Below are 18,498 nucleotides of genomic sequence, written 5' to 3'. Positions count from 1 at the left end.
CGGGCGGGCTCTGTGCCCCCTTCCGCGGGCGCCTCACCCTGACCTCCCGCACGTGGGGCAGCGGTCCGCCGCAGCGAGCCCGCCGAGGAGCTGCTCAACGGTCAGGCCGGCCGCCTTGGCGGCGCGCTGCGCGGTCGCTGGAGAGCCGTTCTCGCGGCCGTTCGCGATGGCTTCGACCGCGACGACGGACATGCCCATGACCTCGGCGAGGCAGGACCACGAGCCGTACGCGGCGCGGAGGTTGCGCAAAGCTGCGCGGAGGCGCTTGCGCTGGGTCGGGGTGAGGGAGAGGCAGGGGATGGATCGGCGGCGGCGGCGGCGCGCGGGCGCACCTTCGCCTTGACCACCGTCGGGTGGGATCAAGTACAGTTGCACTGTCGGACCTCGTGCGAGCGAGAGTTCGGCCACGCAGCCCGGTCGGTTGGCGCCGACGCGGGCTGCACTACTACTTCGGGCCGACCTTAACCCGTCACGCGAGAGTCGGAGTCAAACTAGGGCGGGAGTCCTCAAACTAGGGCACCACCAGCGCGCTCGCGAGGGGACCAGGACGCATCGTGGTTGCACGGCCTCCGATCCCGGGCTGCCCGAGGCTCGGGGGCACCGACGGCGTCACAGTGTCAGGTCGGCGATCGGGGGATCTGTCTTGATGCTGCGTTTCATAGAAGGAAATCCAGACGCGATCCGAAGATCCGTCTCCTCGTAGCGGCCATCCCACCGTACAGGCACGCTGCGCGCGCTGGTCAGCCGACCAATTCTTGCTGTCAGCGCGCGTCACGCTAGACAGTTTGCTTGTCGCGGTGCTTACATGCTCCGCTGTGGTTCCGGGGCGGTGGGTCACGTCGCCCGGAGACTCCTGCGCGATGTGACGCGGCGGAGCGTCAGAGCCCCATTGGCTCTAGGCATTGGTCCCTGACCGGGACGATTCGGGAAGGAAGCGACATGCAGCAACATGGCAGCAGCGCCCAGGGGCGCGGTGCGGCGGCGACGTGCGTGCGGCCGCCGGTTCGGCTGAAGATTGCGGGCTCCAGCAGGCTCCCGAGCGCGCCGCTGCGCAGCGCCTCGTGGCTGGGCGCCCTCTGTTTGTTGCTCCTCGCATGCGAGGACGGCGCTTCGCCGGGGGCCGGCAGAGCGTCGAATTCGTTGACCGCCAACGACGGCAGCACCGGCGTCACGGAGTGCGACAGCTATCTCGACCAGTTCGAGATGTGCATGCAGGTGACCTTGCCGTCGCACCAGTTCACCCAGCAGCAAAACGGCATCCGCCGTCAGCGGACTGCGTGGAAGACGCTGGCCGAAAGCCCCTTCAAGAAGCAAGCGCTGGCGCACGTGTGCCGGCAGGCCATCACCGCCGCGCGACAGGAGTTCCAGACGTGTACCTGGACCGGCGGGCTGTGAGGCCATGGGACCGTCGATTCGAGCGCGTGAGGGGCGGCTACACGGCCTTCTGGAGCGCGGCTCAGTGAAGATTCGCTTCGTTTGTCATGGGAGTGAGCAGCTGACCAGCGAGCTGCGAGGAAGCGCACTATGCTGAATGTCATCGGTCGATCCAAGAGGGCTCGGACCACGTCGTTCGTTTTGATCCAGGTGCTGGGGCTCGCGGGGCCGATCGCCGCGCTGGCCGCGACATCGTCCCGAGCGCCGAGCGCGAGGGCGAGCGCGGCGGAGCCCAGCCTCCCGCTCGACGATGCGTTGCGTGAGATCGAGTCCGCGAAGGCTGGCTTATCTGGCGCTGCGGCGCCGGCGAGCGTGGAGCGGGGTGCGGCGACCGCGCTCCCGGATTCGGGCGACGCGACGACCGTCGCGGCGGTGGCCTCGGCGCAGTGGCTCGACGCCCCTGCGAACGCGGATCCGAGCGCTGCCTGGTCGCTCTTCGACGGCGACGCGCGGACGACGCTGTCCTCTCCTTCGGGAGCCCCGATTCGCGTGGAGGTCCGCTTCGCCGAGCCCACCTGGATCCACCAGGTCAGCGGCTTCGGGCGGACCCGGGGCGCATTGACCATCACCGTGGATGGCGCCGGGGGCGAGCGCGTCCTCGAGGGGGTGGAGCACCGCGCGCTGGAGCTGTCGGGCGCCCTCGCCCCGCTGCGCATGCCGCTGCCCGTCCTGGCCGAGCGGGCGCTCATCGAGTGGCTCCCCGGGGATGAGGCCGGTCTTGCAGAGCTCGCGTTCTGGGGCGCTCGCGATCCGGTGGGCGTGCTGCCGGAAGCGCAGTGGGCCGATCGGGTGACGAGCAACGGCTTCCCGGGAGCGCTCGTCTTCTCCTCCGAACGTGCCACGGCGCGCGTCGGCGAGGGCGGGGAAGGCGCCCGGACGTTCGATGTCGACGTCTTTGCCGAGCCGCGGTCGCTGTCGCGCGCGTTCCTGGTCTACGAGCTCGAGGGCGTGTCGCACTGGAGCGGCGTGCCGCGCAGCATCAACGGGGCGGCCGAGCGCGCGTCGGCGGCGCTCCCGCCGGCCAGCGCCAAGTCCGGTCTGCAGGTCGAGGAGATCAACCCCGCGTGGCTCAAGCAGGGCGTGAATCAGGTGGTGTTCGGGGCGCCGCGGAGCTCTGTTGAGCACGGCTCCGTGTCGAGCTACGGCGTGAGCCACGTGCGCGTGGTCGGCATCCCGCACGGCGGCAGCTACGCTGCGGTCTCCCCCGCCGAGCTGTCGAGCATCGCAGGGCGCACGCCCTCGGCGCAGGCGACCCAGCTCGGAACGGCCGCGTTCGCCGAACCCTCGGCCCCCCACACGCTCGGCTTCCGCCTGATCGAGCCGTCGGACGGCAAGCTGATCGCCATCGCCGGAGGGGGGAAGGAGCGCCTGGAGATTCCGCTTCGAGGCCTCTCGCCCGGCTGGCATCAATGGGACGCGGCGGGCGTGTTCGGAGCGCTCGACGCGGTTCGCTTCTCGTTCCACGGCGGCAAGGAACAATCTTCGCGGATCGGCGATCTGCGCGTGGCCGCGAGCGCCTTGCCGGCGCAAGCGCGTCCGGAGCTCCGCATCGCCTACCCGCTGCACGGCGAGTGCGAGCAGGGGCGAGCCTACGTCCGGGGCTTCGTGCACGGCGCGGGCGCCGCGGTGACGAGCGTCAGCGTCGAGGATCGCGCCCTCACGCCCGCAGAGCTGGGCGGCGACGGCGCCTTCGAGCTCAGCGTCCCCGAGGCGCGGGGAGGGGCCGCGTGGTCGGTTCAGCTTCGCGCCACCCTCGCCGATGGCTCCACCGTGGCCCGCCAGGTCGAGCTCGGGCCGTGCCTGGACAGGAGCGCGCTCGCGGCCGCGCCTGGCGGCCTCACGCCCGACGTGGGGGCGCCTTACGGCGAGTGGGTCACGCCGGAGGAGGCGAAGACACTGCACCACGCCGGCGCGACGCTCGAGATCCCGGCGGGGGCGGTCTCGGAGCCGGTGCGCATCACGATTCGACCCCTGACGCGCGACCAGGCCTCGCCCGCCGGGCGCGGGCTCGTCAACGTCGTGCCGGGCAGCGGCAGCTTCCGCTTCGGCCCGGCGGGGCTGCGCTTCAAGCGGCCCGTGCGGCTCACGTTGCCGTTCGACCGGGAGGGGATGCCGCCTGCGGCGACGATGCGCAGCATCTCGACCCTCTACTTCGACGTGCCGGTCGGCCTGTGGCGCGCGATCCCCAAGGTGGCGGACGCCAGCGGCGGCGTGATGGTGAGCGAGACCGACCACTTCACCGAGTTCATGAACGCCACGCTCCCGGCGCCGGATGCGCCGGGGCCCAAGAACACGTTGCCCGATGAGATGAACGGCATCGAGCTCGGCAGCCCCTCGGCCGGCGTGGACTCGATCGAGCCGCCGAGCGCGAACCCGCAGCGCACGGCGAACCTGGGCTATCCGCTGCGCGTGCCGCCGGGTCGCAACGGCCTCAACCCCGCTCTGGCGCTCACGTACTCGAGCGCCCGGGGCAACGGCTGGCTCGGCATCGGCTGGGACCTGGAGATCTCGAGCATCCAGCACGACACGCGCTTCGGCGTCCCTGACTACGATGGTACCAAGATCCAGAACGATCACCCTGGTTCCGTCGCGGGCTCGGTGCGCTACGCGCTCGACGGCGCGCAGCTCACCGCCGTCGCTCCCGCTGCGGGCGGCATGCGGTATGAACGCCGCGTCGAGGGAGCGTTCCAGCGCATCCTGCGGCTGCCGACCGGCGAACCGGGCATCGTTTACTGGGAGGTGACCGACAAGAACGGGGTGAAGTCGGTCTACGGCAAGACAGCGAACGCGCGCCTCGCCGACCCCAACGACGCCAGCCGCATCTTCAAGTGGAACCTGGAGTACGCCGAGGACCGGTTCGGGAATCGGATCGTGTTCAAGTACTTCCACGACGAGCCGACGATGTCCGGCGTCTCGATGCCGCAGGTCTATCCGAAGAAGATCTGCTACGGCGCCATCGGGTCGGCGGTCGAGGACGACTGCGAGGGGACCTACGACGTGAGCTTCGTGCTCGACGCTGCCGATACGCGGCCCGACCGCAGCGTCGACGCGCGGGCCGGCTTCCCGATCAAGACGTCGCGCCGCCTGGAGAGCGTCGAGGTCGCCTTCGGCGCCACGGTCATCCGCAGCTACGATCTCCGCTACACGCTCGGCGCCTTCCAGAAGACGCTGCTCGAGGAGGTCGGCTTGCTCGGCACGGACGGCACCGAGCTGTACAAGCACGATTTCGAGTACGAGGAGACGCCCCCGGTCCCCTTCGGGGAGCCCGAGGTCTGGGGCACGCTGAAGTCGGGCTCGGGTCTGCGCACGGACTTCGGGCTCTCCCGGACGAAGGGCTCGAGCTTCGGCGGTGGCGGCGGCATCGGCGTCAATTTTGCGGTCATCTCCGCGAACGCGAGCCTCGGCGGCTCCAGCGGGCACAGCCGTGTGCGCCGCTCGCTCCTGGATGTCAGCGGCGACGGGATGCTCGACCTCCTCAGCGGCACGAGCAGCAGCGTCAACACGGCGCCTCGCCTCCTGCCCCCCTTCGATCACCTGAGCTACAAGAGCATCCCTGGCGTCGTAGAGAACTCGCTCGGATACACGAGCACCGGCGGCTGGACTGCCGGAGCGGGGATCTCCGTGCTCGGCGGCGCTCTCGGCCTCGGCGGCAGCCTCGCCCACACGGAGGCCGAGGATCGCCACATCCTCTCCGACATCAACGGCGATGGCTTCGTCGATCAGGTGTGGGTGAGCGACGGCGCCATCAAGGTCCGCAAGGGCGCGAAGGACCGCTTCGGAGGCGAGGAGACGTTCGGCGCGTACGACGAGTCGATGATCGCGTTCGCGAACGCGGACCGCCTGGAGAACCAGAAGAGCAGCTTCTTCCTCGTCGACCCGCTGGCGCGCTGGAAGGCGCCGTTCGCCGGCGCGGTGCAGATCGGCGGCGCCATCCAGAAGGGCGCGGCGGGCGGCGACGGGGTCACCGTCTCCATCCTCAAGAACGACGCGCTCCCGCCGATCTGGACCCGGACGTTCGCCGGGGACGATCTGGCGCCGTGCGTGCCCACCGCGGGCAACGCCTGCAACGGCTCCACGCCGCTCCAGGAGGCGCTCAGTGTCGGGGACGACCTCTACTTCCGCGTGAGCGCCGTCGACGACCCGCGCAAGGACCTCGTGCAGTGGTCTCCCGAGATCGCGTACCAGGGCATCCCCGCCGGCCGCGTCGACGACCGCGAGGTGTACGGCGCGTTCGTCTACCGCACGTCGCTGGCCGACGATTTCCGCCTCGTGGGCATGCCGAAGCGGCCCTGGATCCCCAACGCGCCGGGCGAGGTCAGCGTGCTCGGAGGGGGGACCAAGCTCTCGACCTCCGATGACGTCGAGCTCAACGTCTACAAGGTGTCGTCCACTGCGGCCCAGTGGAACGACGCGCAGCTCGTGGCGAGCACCCCCCTGGCCGCCGGCTTCGAAGGGGCGTATCAGGTCACCGCGACCGGCGTCCGCGTCGAGACGGGCGACTTGCTCTACTTCGAGCTGAAGTCGGATTCGCCGGTGGATCCCGAGCGGGTGGGCTGGGAGCCCGTCGTCGAGTACACGCGCTACAGCCGGCCCGACCCGGAGGCCGAGGCTTACGTGGAGGGGGACGTGCTCGGGTGCGGTCCCTCCGAGGAAGATCCGGAGACGTTCGTCTGCGAGATCGAGAACGATCCGACGCCGGAAGATCCGGTGCCCGTGAGCTTCATCGTGCACCGGCCGGAGGTGAACATCGCCGTCTTCATGTGGCAGGCCGGCGCGCCGACGGCGCCGGTGACGGCGGAGGGCTCGACCAGCGCGGGCACCTTCATGAAGGGCGTCACGAGCCACCCGGTGTGCGCCCTCGTGCAGGGCGTCAACAAGCTCTTCTCGAAGGCGTGCCTCGGCCCCACGGCGACGGGCCCCGTCGCGCTCGCCGCTCCGGTCGGCATCACCCCGGGCGAGCCCATCTACTTCACCCTGATCTCCAAGTCGCCTCTCATGCGCGTCGGCGCGACGCCCAGTGATGGCCAGGTGTACTGGGATCCCTCGACCGGAGGGGACCTCGCGCCCGTCAATGTCCGCTGGCTGGATCCGAACTTCGGGGACACCGAGGCGCCGGCGCCCACGCACGACATGATGGCGGGCGGCTATCACCGGTGGTCGTTCGGGGACTATCGCGGCGACCAGACCTTCAGCGAAGCTGCGATCCAGCATGCGAACGTGAGCAGCGACACGTCGCCCTTCTTCTTCGCGACCATCTCCCGCGCGGGGATGGCAGGCGGCGCTGGTCCCGTGTACAGCACGCGTGGCCAGAACAGCTTCGTGGGAAGCGGTCTGTTCTCGCCCGGGCGCACGAAGGCCGGCCGCGGCTTCTCGGGGAGCGCGGGCATCGAGGCGCTGCGGCTTTCCGATACGTGGACCTATGGCCTGGACGCCAGCGCTTTCGGCGTGGCGAGCGTGGGGATCGGCGCGGCCGACACAACGGGCGAGGTCGACTTCCTCGACATGAACGGGGACAACCTGCCCGACCTGGTGACGCGCAACGGCGTCTTGTTCAATACCGGCGGCGGCTTCACCTCCAAGCGCGCGGTCGACTTCGACGAGTTCCGCGAGGTCGACCAGGAGAGCATGCGCTTCAAGGCGAGCATGTCGCTCGGCGGCAGCGACGAGAAGGACCAGGCGGTCCCGGACACGGACACGCGCGGCCGGACACGCGCGGTCATGTCCACGAGCTTCTCCGTCGGGCTCGACTACGCGGTGAGCTCCGCGAAGACGGAGCTGCTCGACATCAACCAGGACGGCCTGCCGGACCGCGTGTCCTTCAGCCCCGAAGGCGGAGATCCCGTCGTGCGCCTCAATACCGGCTACGGCCTCACGGCGCCGATCGCGTGGCCGAATCCGGACTGGAGTGCCAGCGGCATCGGTCTCCGCGAGGACGTGCTGAATGCCATCAACGTGATGGACGTCGAGACCGGTCCGAACGCGGCGCGCTACGAGGACACCGGCTCGCTCAGCGCAGGCGTCTCGGTCGGCGCGTCGTTCAGCGTGGGCCTCTTCGGGGGCGGCGGTCACGTCGGCGCGGGGTACGTCTACAGCATCAACCGGCAGGCGGTGGACTTCATCGACGTCAACGGCGACGGCCTGCTCGATCACGTCAGCCGGCTGCCGTATGACCCGCACCTTCGGGTCAAGCTGAACCTGGGCGATCGCTTCGACACGGAGCAGGCGTGGGAGCTCCCGCCATGGCCGAGCGACGTGGAGGATGAATTCGCCACCGTCGGTTCGGACATCCTGAAGACGTTCGACGCCAACAAGCGCAAGCAAGAGGCGTTGACCTTCTCCAGCTCGCGCGACTACAGCGCGACCTTCGACGCCGAGATCTGCTACTTCTTCGTCTGCGGCAGCGTCTACGGCTTCTACAACGACACGGCAGGCGGCAGCGACGTGGCCTGGCGTGACGTGAACGGCGACGGGCTGGTCGACCACGTCGCCAAGGTCGACGGCCAGGCCCAGGTCCACGTCAAGCTGAACCAGCTCGGGAGGGCCAACCTCCTCAAGGCCGTCAATCGCCCCTTCGACGGCAGGTTCGAGCTCGAGTACGAGCGGTATGGTAACGAGGTCGGCGACGAGGCGGAGCCGAGCGTCGACCTGCCGGGCAACAGCTACGCCCTCGTCTCGGTCGTCTCGGTGGACGGCCGTGGCCAGGCCCTCGGTCAGACCCTGGACTACACGGCGCCGGCGGGCGGAGCCGCCCGCGCGCAGACGGGCAAGTACGATCGCCTCGAGCGCGAGGACTACGGATCGTCGATCGTCACGATGACGCGCGGCGTGAAGGACAGCGAGGGCGAGTGGGTGGACGGCTCGGGCGACGGCTCGCAGATCGAGACGCACTACGTCAATCAGGACTACTACCGTCGTGGGCTTGTCCATCAGACGATCGAGCGCGGCTTCACGCCGAGCGGCGATCTCGTCCCCTACACGCGCCAGACGTTCACGTACGAAGACCCGACACCCGGCGGTGCGAGCGTGCAGGCAAAGCCGGATCCCATCGTCGGCTCGTTCTTCCCCGCGGAGACGCACCGCACGACGGAGTGGTTCGAGGGAGAGGCGACGGCTCAGAAGTCCACGGCGGAGCAGCGGACCTGGAGCTTCGACCACGGCGGCCTCGATACGCTCTTCCTGAGCGCCGACGAGGGCACCGCGGACGACCTGTTCTACAAGGTCGAGTACGACACGCGCGGCTTCGGGTATTCGAGCCCGAGCGAGCTGTATCTCGCGCAGCCGGACCGGGTGGTGGCGCGCAGCGGAAGCGCGTCAGGCGCCGTGCTGCGCGACCGGCGGGCCACCTACCATCCCACGACGGGCGCGCTCGAGACGTTCAGCCATCACATCACCGGGGGCGGCATTCCGGGCTCCACCGCGACGTACAACGACGCCGCGAGCACGGTCACGATCGAGCGGGACGAGCTCGGCAACATCCACAAATTGATCGATCCGAACGACTACGAGCTCACCTACCTGTACGACGCCACGGGGATCTACCGGACGAGCATCACGGATTCGTTCGGCTACACGTCCGAGAGCAGCCCGAACTACCTGTTCGGTGCTGTCGAGACAACGACCGACCTGAACGGCCACGGAACGAGGTACAAGTACGATGCCTTCGGCCGCCTGATCGCGGTGTGGGGGCCGAACGACTTCGTGGAGGATCCCGTCGCGCAGGAGGGCGTGGTCCCCACGCTGCGCGCCGTGTACGGGCTGCAGCCGGGGGCTTCTGCCGCGCCGTTCTGGGCGATCATGGGCCACAAGGACATCTCCCGGAACGCGCCCACGACCCCGCCCCAGCTCCACGACTACGTCGAGACGGTCACCTTCATCGACGGCTTCGACCGCGTCATTCAGACGAAGAAAGATCTGGAGAAGGACTTCGGCGACCACACCGAGGTCGGGATGATGGTCAGCGGCTATCTCCAGTTCGACGAGCGCGGGCGCCGGGAGGCGCAGGGCCAGCCCGTCTTCAGCACGGAGGCCGCCACCGCCCTGGTGGACGTATCCGACTCGGACGAGCTCCTCACGACGTGGGAGTACGACGCCCTCGGGCGCGTGACCAAGCTGACGACGCCCTCCGATCATGAGGACATCGGGCAGAACTTCGTCGAGATCCATACGACCTACGGCTTCGGGCTGGACCAGGAGGGAGTCCTGCGCTTCCGCACCACGGTCACGGAGCCCGACAGCGGGATGACCATCCAGCACCGTGACGTCATGGATCGTGTCGTCGAGATGACCGAGCGCGCGAATCCAGCGGACGGCACGCCGATCGTCACCCAGTACCGCTACAACGCCGTGAGCGACCTGGTCGAGGTCGAGGACGCTCATGGCAACGTCACGACCGCGACGTTCGACACGCTCGGGCGCATGGTGAGCCTGAACAGCCCTGACGCCGGGCTCATCGAGTGGGAGTACGATCGGGTCGGCAACTTGCGGGAGAAGCAGACAGCGAAGCTGCGGGCGTCGTCGCAGCGCATCACCTACCAGTACGACTACAATCGCCTGCGGCAGGTCACGTATCCGACGAGCACGCCGCGGGTCTACACCTACGGTGGTCCGTCGCTCGCGGGGGACGCCAACGGGAACGTCGCCGGTCGCGTCATGACGGAGACCAGCGAGGCCGGCGAGCGCACCTTCCGCTACGATCGGCAGGGCAACAGGGTCCAGCTCCAGGTGACGTTCCCGCGGCTGCGGGAGCCGCACCGCGGTCCCTACCGCTACCAGGTCGAGCATCAGTTCGACGCGTTCGGACGGGTGCTGCGCATTCTCTTCCCGGACCTGCGGGTCGGGACCAACCCCGACCAGATGCCGCTCGGCGATCCGAGCCGCGAGGTGATCAGCTACAGCTACGACGCCGGCGGCAACCTCAAGAGCATCCTCGGGTTGAACACGGAGATCAACGAGCAGCACCCCGACGAGTCGCCGAACACCATCTACCTCGCGCACATCGGCTACGACGAGTTCGGGCAGAAGGTCCGGCTCATCGCGGGCAACTTCATCGAGACGACGTACCAGTACAAGCCGCGCACGCGCAGGCTGGCCAACGTCAACGCGGACCATCGCGACCCGTTCCTGCGTCAGCAGAACAAGCCGGCGAGGCCGTTCCAGCGGCTCGACTACACGTACGACCATGCCGGGAACGTGACCGAGCTGCGGAACGACGCGCCGTTCGATAACCAGATGAACGGCAGCGTGCTCGTCGGCAACCTGAAGCACACGTACCAGTACGACGCGCTGGACCGCCTGACGCAGGCGGCCGGCGCGGTGCAGGCCAGGTCCCATGAGAGGCATCGCTACACGCAGGCGTTCGAGTACGACGACATCCACAACATCACCAGGAAGACGAACAACAGCTTGCGGCAGGTGCCGGACACTTCTCCGCTTGATGGACAGGATGGCGAAGTTGACGGGTGGCGGAACGATCACCTCATCCCCGAGCAGACGTACGACGCGATCTACACCTACGCGGGGCCCCGGCCTCACGCGGTCACGAAGACCTCCGAGAAGCTCCATGTGGAGACGCAGCGCGACGATCGCGTGTACCAGTACGACGCGAGCGGCAATCAGCGGACATGGACCTTCCGCGGCGCCACCCGCGAGATCATCTGGAACGAAGAGAACCTCGCGAGCGAGATCAAGCTCTTCAACCAGACCCGCTCGAGGAACCTCTACGACGGCGAGGGGCAGCGCGCGATCTCGAAGCACGACGTCGTGGGCCAGGAGGAGACGGCGTACATCAGCCAGGACCTCACGATCCGCGACGGCCGCTACCTCACCAAGCACGTGTACGCGGGGGGGACGCAGCTCGCGTCCAAGATGGACAGCGCCTGGCTGAACTACCCGCCGACGCTGTACTTCCACACCGACCACCTCAGGAGCACGCAGTACTCCAGCAACGAAGAGCAGACGCTGATCCAGCACAACGAGTACTTCCCGAGCGGCGAGCTCTGGCGCGACGAGACCGACTCTCGCTACGAGCTGGCCCGCCGCTACACGTTCAGCGGCAAGGAGCTCGATATCGGCACGGGCCTCCACTACTTCGGAGCGCGCTACTACGACGGGCGCCAGAGCCAGTGGCTGAGCCCGGATCCGATGGTCGCGCAGTACTTCAGCGGGCAGCCCGCGCTCGGGGTCTACGCGCCGGTGAACCTCAGCCTGTACGCGTACACGGGCAACAACCCGACGAACTATGTCGATCCGAACGGGGAGTGGATCGAGTCGGCATGGGACGCGCTCAGCCTGGGGATGGGCGTTGTGTCGCTGGTCGACAACGTGCAGAAGGGCAACTGGGGAAGCGCGGCGCTCGACGCCGGCGGTGTGGCGCTCGACGCGCTGGCGCTGGCTCTCCCCGTCGTGCCCGGCGGTGCGGGCGCCGCGCTGAAGGTAGCCCGAGGTGCCGACAAGCTGAACGACATGCGCAAGGCGGTCGACACGGGCGCAGACGCGGCCAAGGTCGTCGCCAAGCACGGCGACGAGCTCGCGGACGCCGGCCGGCGCATGGACGATGTCGCCGATCTCGGCAAGCAGGCGGATAACTGCGTCGGCAGCATGTGCAGTGCTCCGGGGCTGTGCTTCGTCGCCGGTACGGAGGTGGCGACCTCGTCCGGGTTGGTGCCGATCGAGACCGTCTCGGTGGGCGACCGGGTGCTCACGTCGGACGGCCGGAGCGAGACGCTCGTGGACGAGAGCTGGCGGCTGGTCGAGCTCGAGATGCCGAGCCGGGCGGGGGCGGGCGACACCATCCAGATACGGCTGCTCAGGTCGCCGTCGTGGCTCGCGGCCAACGGGGTCGCGGCGGGGCGGACGGTCTGGCTGGCGTACGAGGAGATCTCGCTGGCCGGCGAGGCGCTGGTGAAGCGCATCGGGCCGGCGCCACAGATCGCGGCCGGGCCTGGTCGGGTCGTGCTCAGCACGATCAACCAGACGGCGAACGACGTCGTGCGCCTCCGCTTCAGCGGAGAGGGCGAGGTCATCGAGGCGACGTCATCGCACCGGTTCTACTCGGTCGATCGCGGCGACTGGGTGAGGGCAGATAACCTGGAGACGGGCGAGCATGTCAGGACCGCCACCGGCACACTTGCGGTCTCCGGGGTGGATGTGCTACCGGGTGCGCAGCGCGTCTTCAACCTGGAGGTCGAGTCCGAGCATGAGTACTTCGTCTCCGAGCTCCGGGTCCTCAGTCACAACACCCAGCCGTGCGGTGGGGGAGGTGCAGGTGGAGGAACTGAAGCTCGAAAGGTGAACCCGCGCGCCCTCCGCCCGACAGAGCAGCTATCCAGCAAGAGTCAGGCCGAGAAGATGAGCAAGCATATGGGTGGCGATAAAGGATTTGGTCCGTTCGATCCAATCGATGCGGTTGAAAGTGACGGAGCGCTCTACATCGTCGACGGCCATCATCGGCAAGCCGCGGCTATCAAGAAGAAGCTCAATGAGGTTCCTGTCAACGTTCGGGCCCCCCATTCGCCTGAGGAGGCACAGGACTTGTTTCGAGGTTGGGCGTCTACTCTGGACGACAAGGGGTTTTGAGTGACAGAGAGCAGCGCGGAGTACCTTGTTAAGCAGTTTGCGTCGCTCCAAGGACGGTTGGTGCGGAAATTTTTGGACAAGTATCGACCGAAGGATCGGGAGAGATTTCTCGATATCTCCAACGGATATCTGATGGAATCCGGCGCATCGTGGTCGCACCAGCGTCACGGGGCAGGGGTTACGTTCGTCCGTTTGGAGGGTATTCGAGTAAATGCGCATGTCGCCATGGCCGAATATCCTGAAGGGATCGATGGTGGGAGGTTATTCGAGTACTTAGAATCGCTCGGGGTTGCATCCGTGCATTTTGAAGGTATCGAGTATTCCGTTGCCAAGCATGAAATGGACAAACTGATGGACCAAATGGCGCGGAGTGGCCTGCTGCGACCTGTCGTCTCATCGGGGCGCTTCGCTCACCGGCTGTTCGAGTTGGCGCAGGAATCACCTGTGTCCGAGAGCTGAATCGAGCTCAGGCTTTCCCTTCCCCGACTACTTGGCCGAAGAGCCGGAGCGCGAGAGGGCGCGCAGCAGAGATAGCGGGACCTGCGCTCGCATCGGTCGTTTGCGCGAATCAAAGCCAAGCGTGGGCGCCGGAAGGCGCAAGGTAAGCCCATCCTTCAGATCGTATAATCGGGAGAAGTGGGACAAATGAAGAGAGGAATACTTGTATTCCCTTTGGAGCGAGACGAGGAGGGATATCCTCCCGTTGACTACGAAAGGGTATGGGTCACCCTCGTCGATGAGAACTCAGCGATTATTGACAACATACCGTTCTTCTGCCGTGACGTAGCGCTGGGCGATACGGTGAGGTATCAAGCTGGAGATGGCGATGAGCTTCTTTACGTCTCGATGATCAAGCGCTCCGGAAACTCACTTCTCCGTGTCCTTTACTACGAGAACGATCCATCTGAGCTCCGAAAGCTTTTAGAAGAGCTCGGCTGCGAAACGGAGCTTGATGCATCTCACAACCTGATCGCCGTTAGCGTTCCGCCGGGGGACAAGCTCGAGAGGGTGCAGAAGATCTTGGCGGAGAAGGAAGCTCAGGGCGAACTTGGTTATGAGGAAGCAATCCTCGTGAGCTCTCCGCCCCCACCAGGATGAACCAACCGCCCTCCCGATTGTTGTAACCCTTCTGGAACAGTCCTCGAAGCCGCAACGGGTCGTCGGGTAGCACCAACTCGGCCACTTCGAACAAGGTGTTACCGAGCAGGCTGTTTGATGGCCGGAAGATCCGGCTCCGTGATGGCCATCGTCGACGTGGATCTCCGCTCACCGCGGTTGCAGCGAGGCGAGGCGCCGGGGCACCTCGGCGGGCGCAGAGTATCCGTCCGATCAAGGCCATCGTGACCACCCCGGCGGCGCCGGTTACCTGTCCCCATCGCGACGCAGGAGGAAGCGATGGCGACGAGGGCGGAGTGGGCCGAGCGGGTGGAGCGATGGCAGCGGAGCGGGCTGAGTGCCGAGAAGTTCGCGCGGCGCGAAGGATACAAGCCGAAGCAGCTGTACTGGTGGCGCTGGAAGCTGAGGGCTGACGGGCCCTCGCGGTCGTCGCCGTCGGGGGAGGCACCGAGCTTGCTGCCGGTCCACGTGGTGACCGACGCATCGCCCATCGCGCCGGAGCCGATCGAGATCGCGCTGCCCAACGGGCGGGTGGTGCGGGTCCGGCCGTAAGCGCCCAGCCATCGCCATAGGCGCGACCCCTTGCGGTGATCGCCGGGGTCGACGATGCTGGGCGCGGGCGGCGACTACCCAGGGGCCGAGCGGACGCGAGCGGACGCGGGCGGGCACGAGAGGGCCGGCGAGGTGCCCCCCTCCGGCGCCTCGGTGGCAAGGATCGAGCTCCGCGTCGTTCAGGGCGCGCCGGCGTCGCCGGCGGCCGTAGCAGCGGGCAACGAGCGCGCCCACGCGTCGGGCAGCAGTTCGTCCAGCCGTTCACGCGGCCAGCCTGCCTGCAGCTTGCCGATCACGTCTGTCGCCCAGGCGAGCGGGTTGACTCCGTACATCCGGCACGAGCCAAATAGCGTGTAGCCGACAGCGAGGCGTTCAGCTCCCTTGTCCGAGCCTGCGAACAAGTAGTTTTTTCTCCCGAGCGCCACGCATCTTATCCGCCGTTCGACTTCACCGTTGTCGATCTCGAAACGCCCGTCCGTGAAGCAGCGCCGCCACGCTGCCTCCTGGTTGATGGCGTACTGGGTTGCGACGTAAAGGGGTGTATTCGGCACGAGCCGCAGGTGTAGCTCGTGAACCCACTCGTATAGATCGTCGACCACGGGGAGCGACAGCTCCTGCCGGCGCGCCAGGCGTGCCTCCGCGGACAGCGCTTCGGCCTTGCAGGCGGCCTCGATGCGGTAGATCGCCTTGAAGTACGCGAGCGCCATGGCGGCCCGCACGTCACCGCCCTTCGCCGCCTTCTCGAACTTCGCGCGGATGTGCATTCCACAGCCGAGCCGGCGCACCTCGGGCACGATCATCTCGCCATCGTCGTCTCCGCGCAGCATCGCGCCGTAGCCCGCGTAGCCATCGCCTTGCAGGTAGCCCGTGAAGCCCCGCAGCAGCGCCGCCGGATGCTTCGCCCTCCAGTCCGGCGCGTAGACGAACGCGACGAGCTCCGCCCCGACGAAGGACCAAATGTGCCCTCGCTTCACCCCCGCTGGATGATCCTGATCCAGCACGCGTATCCCGGTGTCATCGGCGCGCAGGTAGCACGAGCCCAGCACGCGCTCCTGGATCCTCTTCGCCACAGGAGCGAGCACATCGAGCGCGAACGCCGACCACTCTCCCAGGTGGGATCGTTTCTCCTGGCCATCATCGGGCACCGGGGCTGGGCCCGCTTGGGATCCGGGGCACAAATCCTTTCGGTGCAGTAGAGGTCGATGGGGCACTTCAGGAGCCCACTGGATGCAGGCCGTCTTGTGCGGGACGGCCGCTCCAGCCGCGAGATCATCTGGAACGAAGAGAACCTCGCGAGCGAGATCAAGCTCTTCAACCAGACCCGCTCGAGGAACCTCTACGACGGCGAGGGGCAGCGCGCGATCTCGAAGCACGACGTCGTGGGCCAGGAGGAGACGGCGTACATCAGCCAGGACCTCACGATCCGCGACGGCCGCTACCTCACCAAGCACGTGTACGCGGGTGGGACGCAGCTCGCGTCCAAGATGGACAGCGCCTGGCTGAACTACCCGCCGACGCTGTACTTCCACACCGACCACCTCAGGAGCACGCAGTACTCCAGCAACGAAGAGCAGACGCTCATCCAGCACAACGAGTACTTCCCGAGCGGCGAGCTCTGGCGGGATGAGACCGACTCTCGCTACGAGCTGGCCCGCCGCTACACGTTCAGCGGCAAGGAGCTCGATATCGGCACGGGCCTCCACTACTTCGGAGCGCGCTACTACGACGGGCGCCAGAGCCAGTGGCTGAGCCCGGATCCGATGGTCGCGCAGTACTTCAGCGGGCAGCCCGCGCTCGGGGTCTACGCGCCGGTGAACCTCAGCCTGTACGCGTACACGGGCAACAACCCGACGAACTATGTCGATCCGAACGGGGAGTGGATCGAGTCGGCATGGGACGCGCTCAGCCTGGGGATGGGCGTTGTGTCGCTGGTCGACAACGTGCAGAAGGGCAACTGGGGGAGCGCGGCGCTCGACGCCGGCGGTGTGGCGCTCGACGCGCTGGCGCTGGCTCTCCCCGTCGTGCCCGGCGGTGCGGGCGCCGCGCTGAAGGTAGCCCGAGGTGCCGACAAGCTGAACGACATGCGCAAGGCGGTCGACACGGGCGCAGACGCGGCCAAGGTCGTCGCCAAGCACGGCGACGAGCTCGCGGACGCCGGCCGGCGCATGGACGATGTCGCCGATCTCGGCAAGCAGGCGGATAACTGCGTCGGCAGCATGTGCAGTGCTCCGGGGCTGTGCTTCGTCGCCGGTACGGAGGTGGCGACCTCGTCCGGGTTGGTGCCGATCGAGACCGTCTCGGTGGGCGACCGGGTGCTCACGTCGGACGGCCGGAGCGAGACGCTCGTCGACGAGAGCTGGCGGCTGGTCGAGCTCGAGATGCCGAGCCGGGCGGGGGCGCGCGATACCATCCAGATCCGGCTGCTCAGGCCGCCGTCGTGGCTCGCGGCCAACGGGGTTGCGGTGGGGCGGACGGTCTGGCTGGCGTACGAGGAGATCTCGCTGGCCGGCGAGGCGGTGGTGAAGCACATCGGGCCAGCCCCGCAGATCGCGGTCGGGCCTGGTCGGGTCGTGCTCAGCACGATCAACCAGACGGCGAACGACATCGTCCGGCTTCGCTTCAGCGGAGAGGGCGAGGTCGTCGAGGCGACGTCATCGCACCGGTTCTACTCGGTCGATCGCGGCGACTGGGTGAGGGCGGACAACCTTGCAGTCGGGCGAGCAAGTCAGGACCGCCTCGGGCACGCTTGCGGTCTCCGGGGTGGAGGTGCTATCGGGTGCGCAGCGCGTCTTCAACCTGGAGGTCGAGTCCGAGCATGAGTACTTCGTCTCCGAGCTCCGCGTCCTCAGCCACAACACCGAGCCGTGCGGTGGGGGCGCCGCGGGTGGAACACGAATGGTCGACGCGAGGTCGTTGCGTCCCACGCACGGTCTCGACTCACGAAATAAGGTGGAAAAACTCGCGAAGTCGATGAGGAAAGAGGGATACGACGCCACAAAGCCCATCGATGCGGTAGAGGTGGATGGGGCACTTTACATCACGGATGGACACCATCGGGCCGCTGCGGCTGCGTCGCCGAAAGTCCCTGTGAAGAACGTGCCTGTTAGGGTGCGACAGCCCTACTCGCCGGAGGAAGCTACTCAACTCTTCAGACACTATGCGGGGACGCTCGATGATCGTGGATTCTAGTAGAAACGCCGCACCGGTCGTCCTTGCGTTCTGCGATCTCCAGCGCCGACTAGTGGAGCGCTTCCTGGACGAGGTTCGTCCGAATGACTTGGAGCGATTCTCAGACATCGAGCGAACCGGAAAGCTGAGCGTCGGGACCCAGCGATGGAGCTATGTTAGACATGGAGCGGGCGTCTCGTTTGAAATCCCAGGGGCGATCGTAGATGCTCACGTTGGTGTTGCCCTATTCCCGGATGCGGTCGATGGTTGGCGTTTGCTCCAATACTTGGAGTCGATAGGAGTAACCACCCTGACCTTCGACGGAGAGCACGTCGCCACAGATGACGAGAAGAGTCTGGAGCACCTTCTCGAAAGGATGGAGCAAGCTGGGATCTTGGAAGCGGTTTATTTAGAGCCCTCCAGGCGACTTTTTTGCCCATCACGGAATCGTAGAAACGGAACTTGACGATGTGGTGACCGCAGGCTGTCCGGACACCCAGGAACCCACCGGATTCATGCGGTCTCGTGCGGGACAGCCTCCTCCCCCGACAGGATATTGGCGTCTGTTGAAAATCAAGCTGGTTGATGCACTCTCGCTTGGGCTGGTTGATGCCCATCACACGGGTGAGAGGGCCTCAACGGCTGGCCCGAGGG

Annotated in this window: 9 protein-coding genes and 1 pseudogene; 8 read left to right on the top strand and 2 right to left on the bottom strand. The window is 67.1% G+C overall.

All coding sequences use genetic code 11. From position 1 onward, the window contains the following. Positions 1-33 precede the first annotated feature (33 nt). Complete coding sequence (locus WMF42_RS31300; protein ID WP_437686407.1) at positions 34-249, bottom strand: transcriptional regulator; 216 nt, start codon at positions 247-249, stop codon at positions 34-36. 690 nt (positions 250-939) lie between these two features. Between WMF42_RS31300 and WMF42_RS31295 the strand changes: the two genes are divergently transcribed. From WMF42_RS31295 to tnpA, 5 genes are all read left to right on the top strand, one after another. Beyond that, positions 940-1,395, top strand: a complete 456-nt coding sequence (locus WMF42_RS31295; RefSeq protein WP_437686405.1) for a hypothetical protein — start codon at positions 940-942, stop codon at positions 1,393-1,395. Between the two features lie 129 nt (positions 1,396-1,524). Then, a complete protein-coding gene (locus WMF42_RS31290) occupies positions 1,525-13,008 on the top strand; it encodes a SpvB/TcaC N-terminal domain-containing protein (protein ID WP_437686403.1) in 11,484 nt (3,827 codons plus the stop codon). Next, entirely contained in the window at positions 13,009-13,467 is a 459-nt protein-coding gene (locus tag WMF42_RS31285) for a DUF6896 domain-containing protein (RefSeq protein ID WP_437686401.1), read from the top strand. Between the two features lie 186 nt (positions 13,468-13,653). Next, positions 13,654-14,106, top strand: coding sequence for a DUF4265 domain-containing protein (locus WMF42_RS31280; RefSeq protein WP_081426063.1), 453 nt, complete (start codon positions 13,654-13,656; stop codon positions 14,104-14,106). 297 nt (positions 14,107-14,403) lie between these two features. Next, positions 14,404-14,676, top strand: a complete 273-nt coding sequence (gene tnpA, locus WMF42_RS31275; protein ID WP_437686400.1) for an IS66 family insertion sequence element accessory protein TnpA — start codon at positions 14,404-14,406, stop codon at positions 14,674-14,676. A 179-nt stretch (positions 14,677-14,855) separates the two neighbouring features. On the opposite strand, the pseudogene tnpC reads toward tnpA, so the two are convergent. Next, positions 14,856-15,794 (bottom strand): annotated as a pseudogene (gene tnpC / locus WMF42_RS31270) (IS66 family transposase); the annotation flags it as partial. 123 nt (positions 15,795-15,917) lie between these two features. On the opposite strand from tnpC, the gene WMF42_RS31265 reads away from it, so the two are divergent. The 3 genes from WMF42_RS31265 (at position 15,918) to WMF42_RS31255 (ending at position 18,310) form a co-directional block, all read left to right on the top strand. Next, entirely contained in the window at positions 15,918-17,495 is a 1,578-nt protein-coding gene (locus tag WMF42_RS31265) for an RHS repeat-associated core domain-containing protein (protein ID WP_437686398.1), read from the top strand. Between the two features lie 76 nt (positions 17,496-17,571). After that, on the top strand, positions 17,572-17,865 hold the full coding sequence (locus WMF42_RS31260) for a ParB/RepB/Spo0J family partition protein (RefSeq protein ID WP_437686396.1): 294 nt from the start codon (positions 17,572-17,574) through the stop codon (positions 17,863-17,865). Beyond that, complete coding sequence (locus WMF42_RS31255; protein WP_437686394.1) at positions 17,834-18,310, top strand: DUF6896 domain-containing protein; 477 nt, start codon at positions 17,834-17,836, stop codon at positions 18,308-18,310. Before WMF42_RS31260 ends, WMF42_RS31255 begins: the two co-directional genes overlap by 32 nt. Positions 18,311-18,498 lie beyond the last annotated feature (188 nt).

The sequence above is a fragment of the Sorangium sp. So ce176 genome (genome assembly GCF_051519835.1).
GTDB classification, from domain to species: domain Bacteria; phylum Myxococcota_A; class Polyangia; order Polyangiales; family Polyangiaceae; genus Sorangium; species Sorangium cellulosum_G.
Note: the sequence above shows the minus strand (reverse complement) of the source record. Positions and strands in the feature narration are given on the sequence as shown.

Bases quoted from the DNA above. Each gene is read 5' to 3' on its own strand.
- WMF42_RS31295 (WP_437686405.1), top strand. From the start codon at position 940: ATGCAGCAACATGGCAGCAGCGCCCAGGGGCGCGGTGCGGCGGCGACG.
- WMF42_RS31290 (WP_437686403.1), top strand. From the start codon at position 1,525: ATGCTGAATGTCATCGGTCGATCCAAGAGGGCTCGGACCACGTCGTTC.
- WMF42_RS31280 (WP_081426063.1), top strand. From the start codon at position 13,654: ATGAAGAGAGGAATACTTGTATTCCCTTTGGAGCGAGACGAGGAGGGA.
- tnpA (WP_437686400.1), top strand. From the start codon at position 14,404: ATGGCGACGAGGGCGGAGTGGGCCGAGCGGGTGGAGCGATGGCAGCGG.
- WMF42_RS31260 (WP_437686396.1), top strand. From the start codon at position 17,572: ATGGTCGACGCGAGGTCGTTGCGTCCCACGCACGGTCTCGACTCACGA.
- WMF42_RS31255 (WP_437686394.1), top strand. From the start codon at position 17,834: ATGCGGGGACGCTCGATGATCGTGGATTCTAGTAGAAACGCCGCACCG.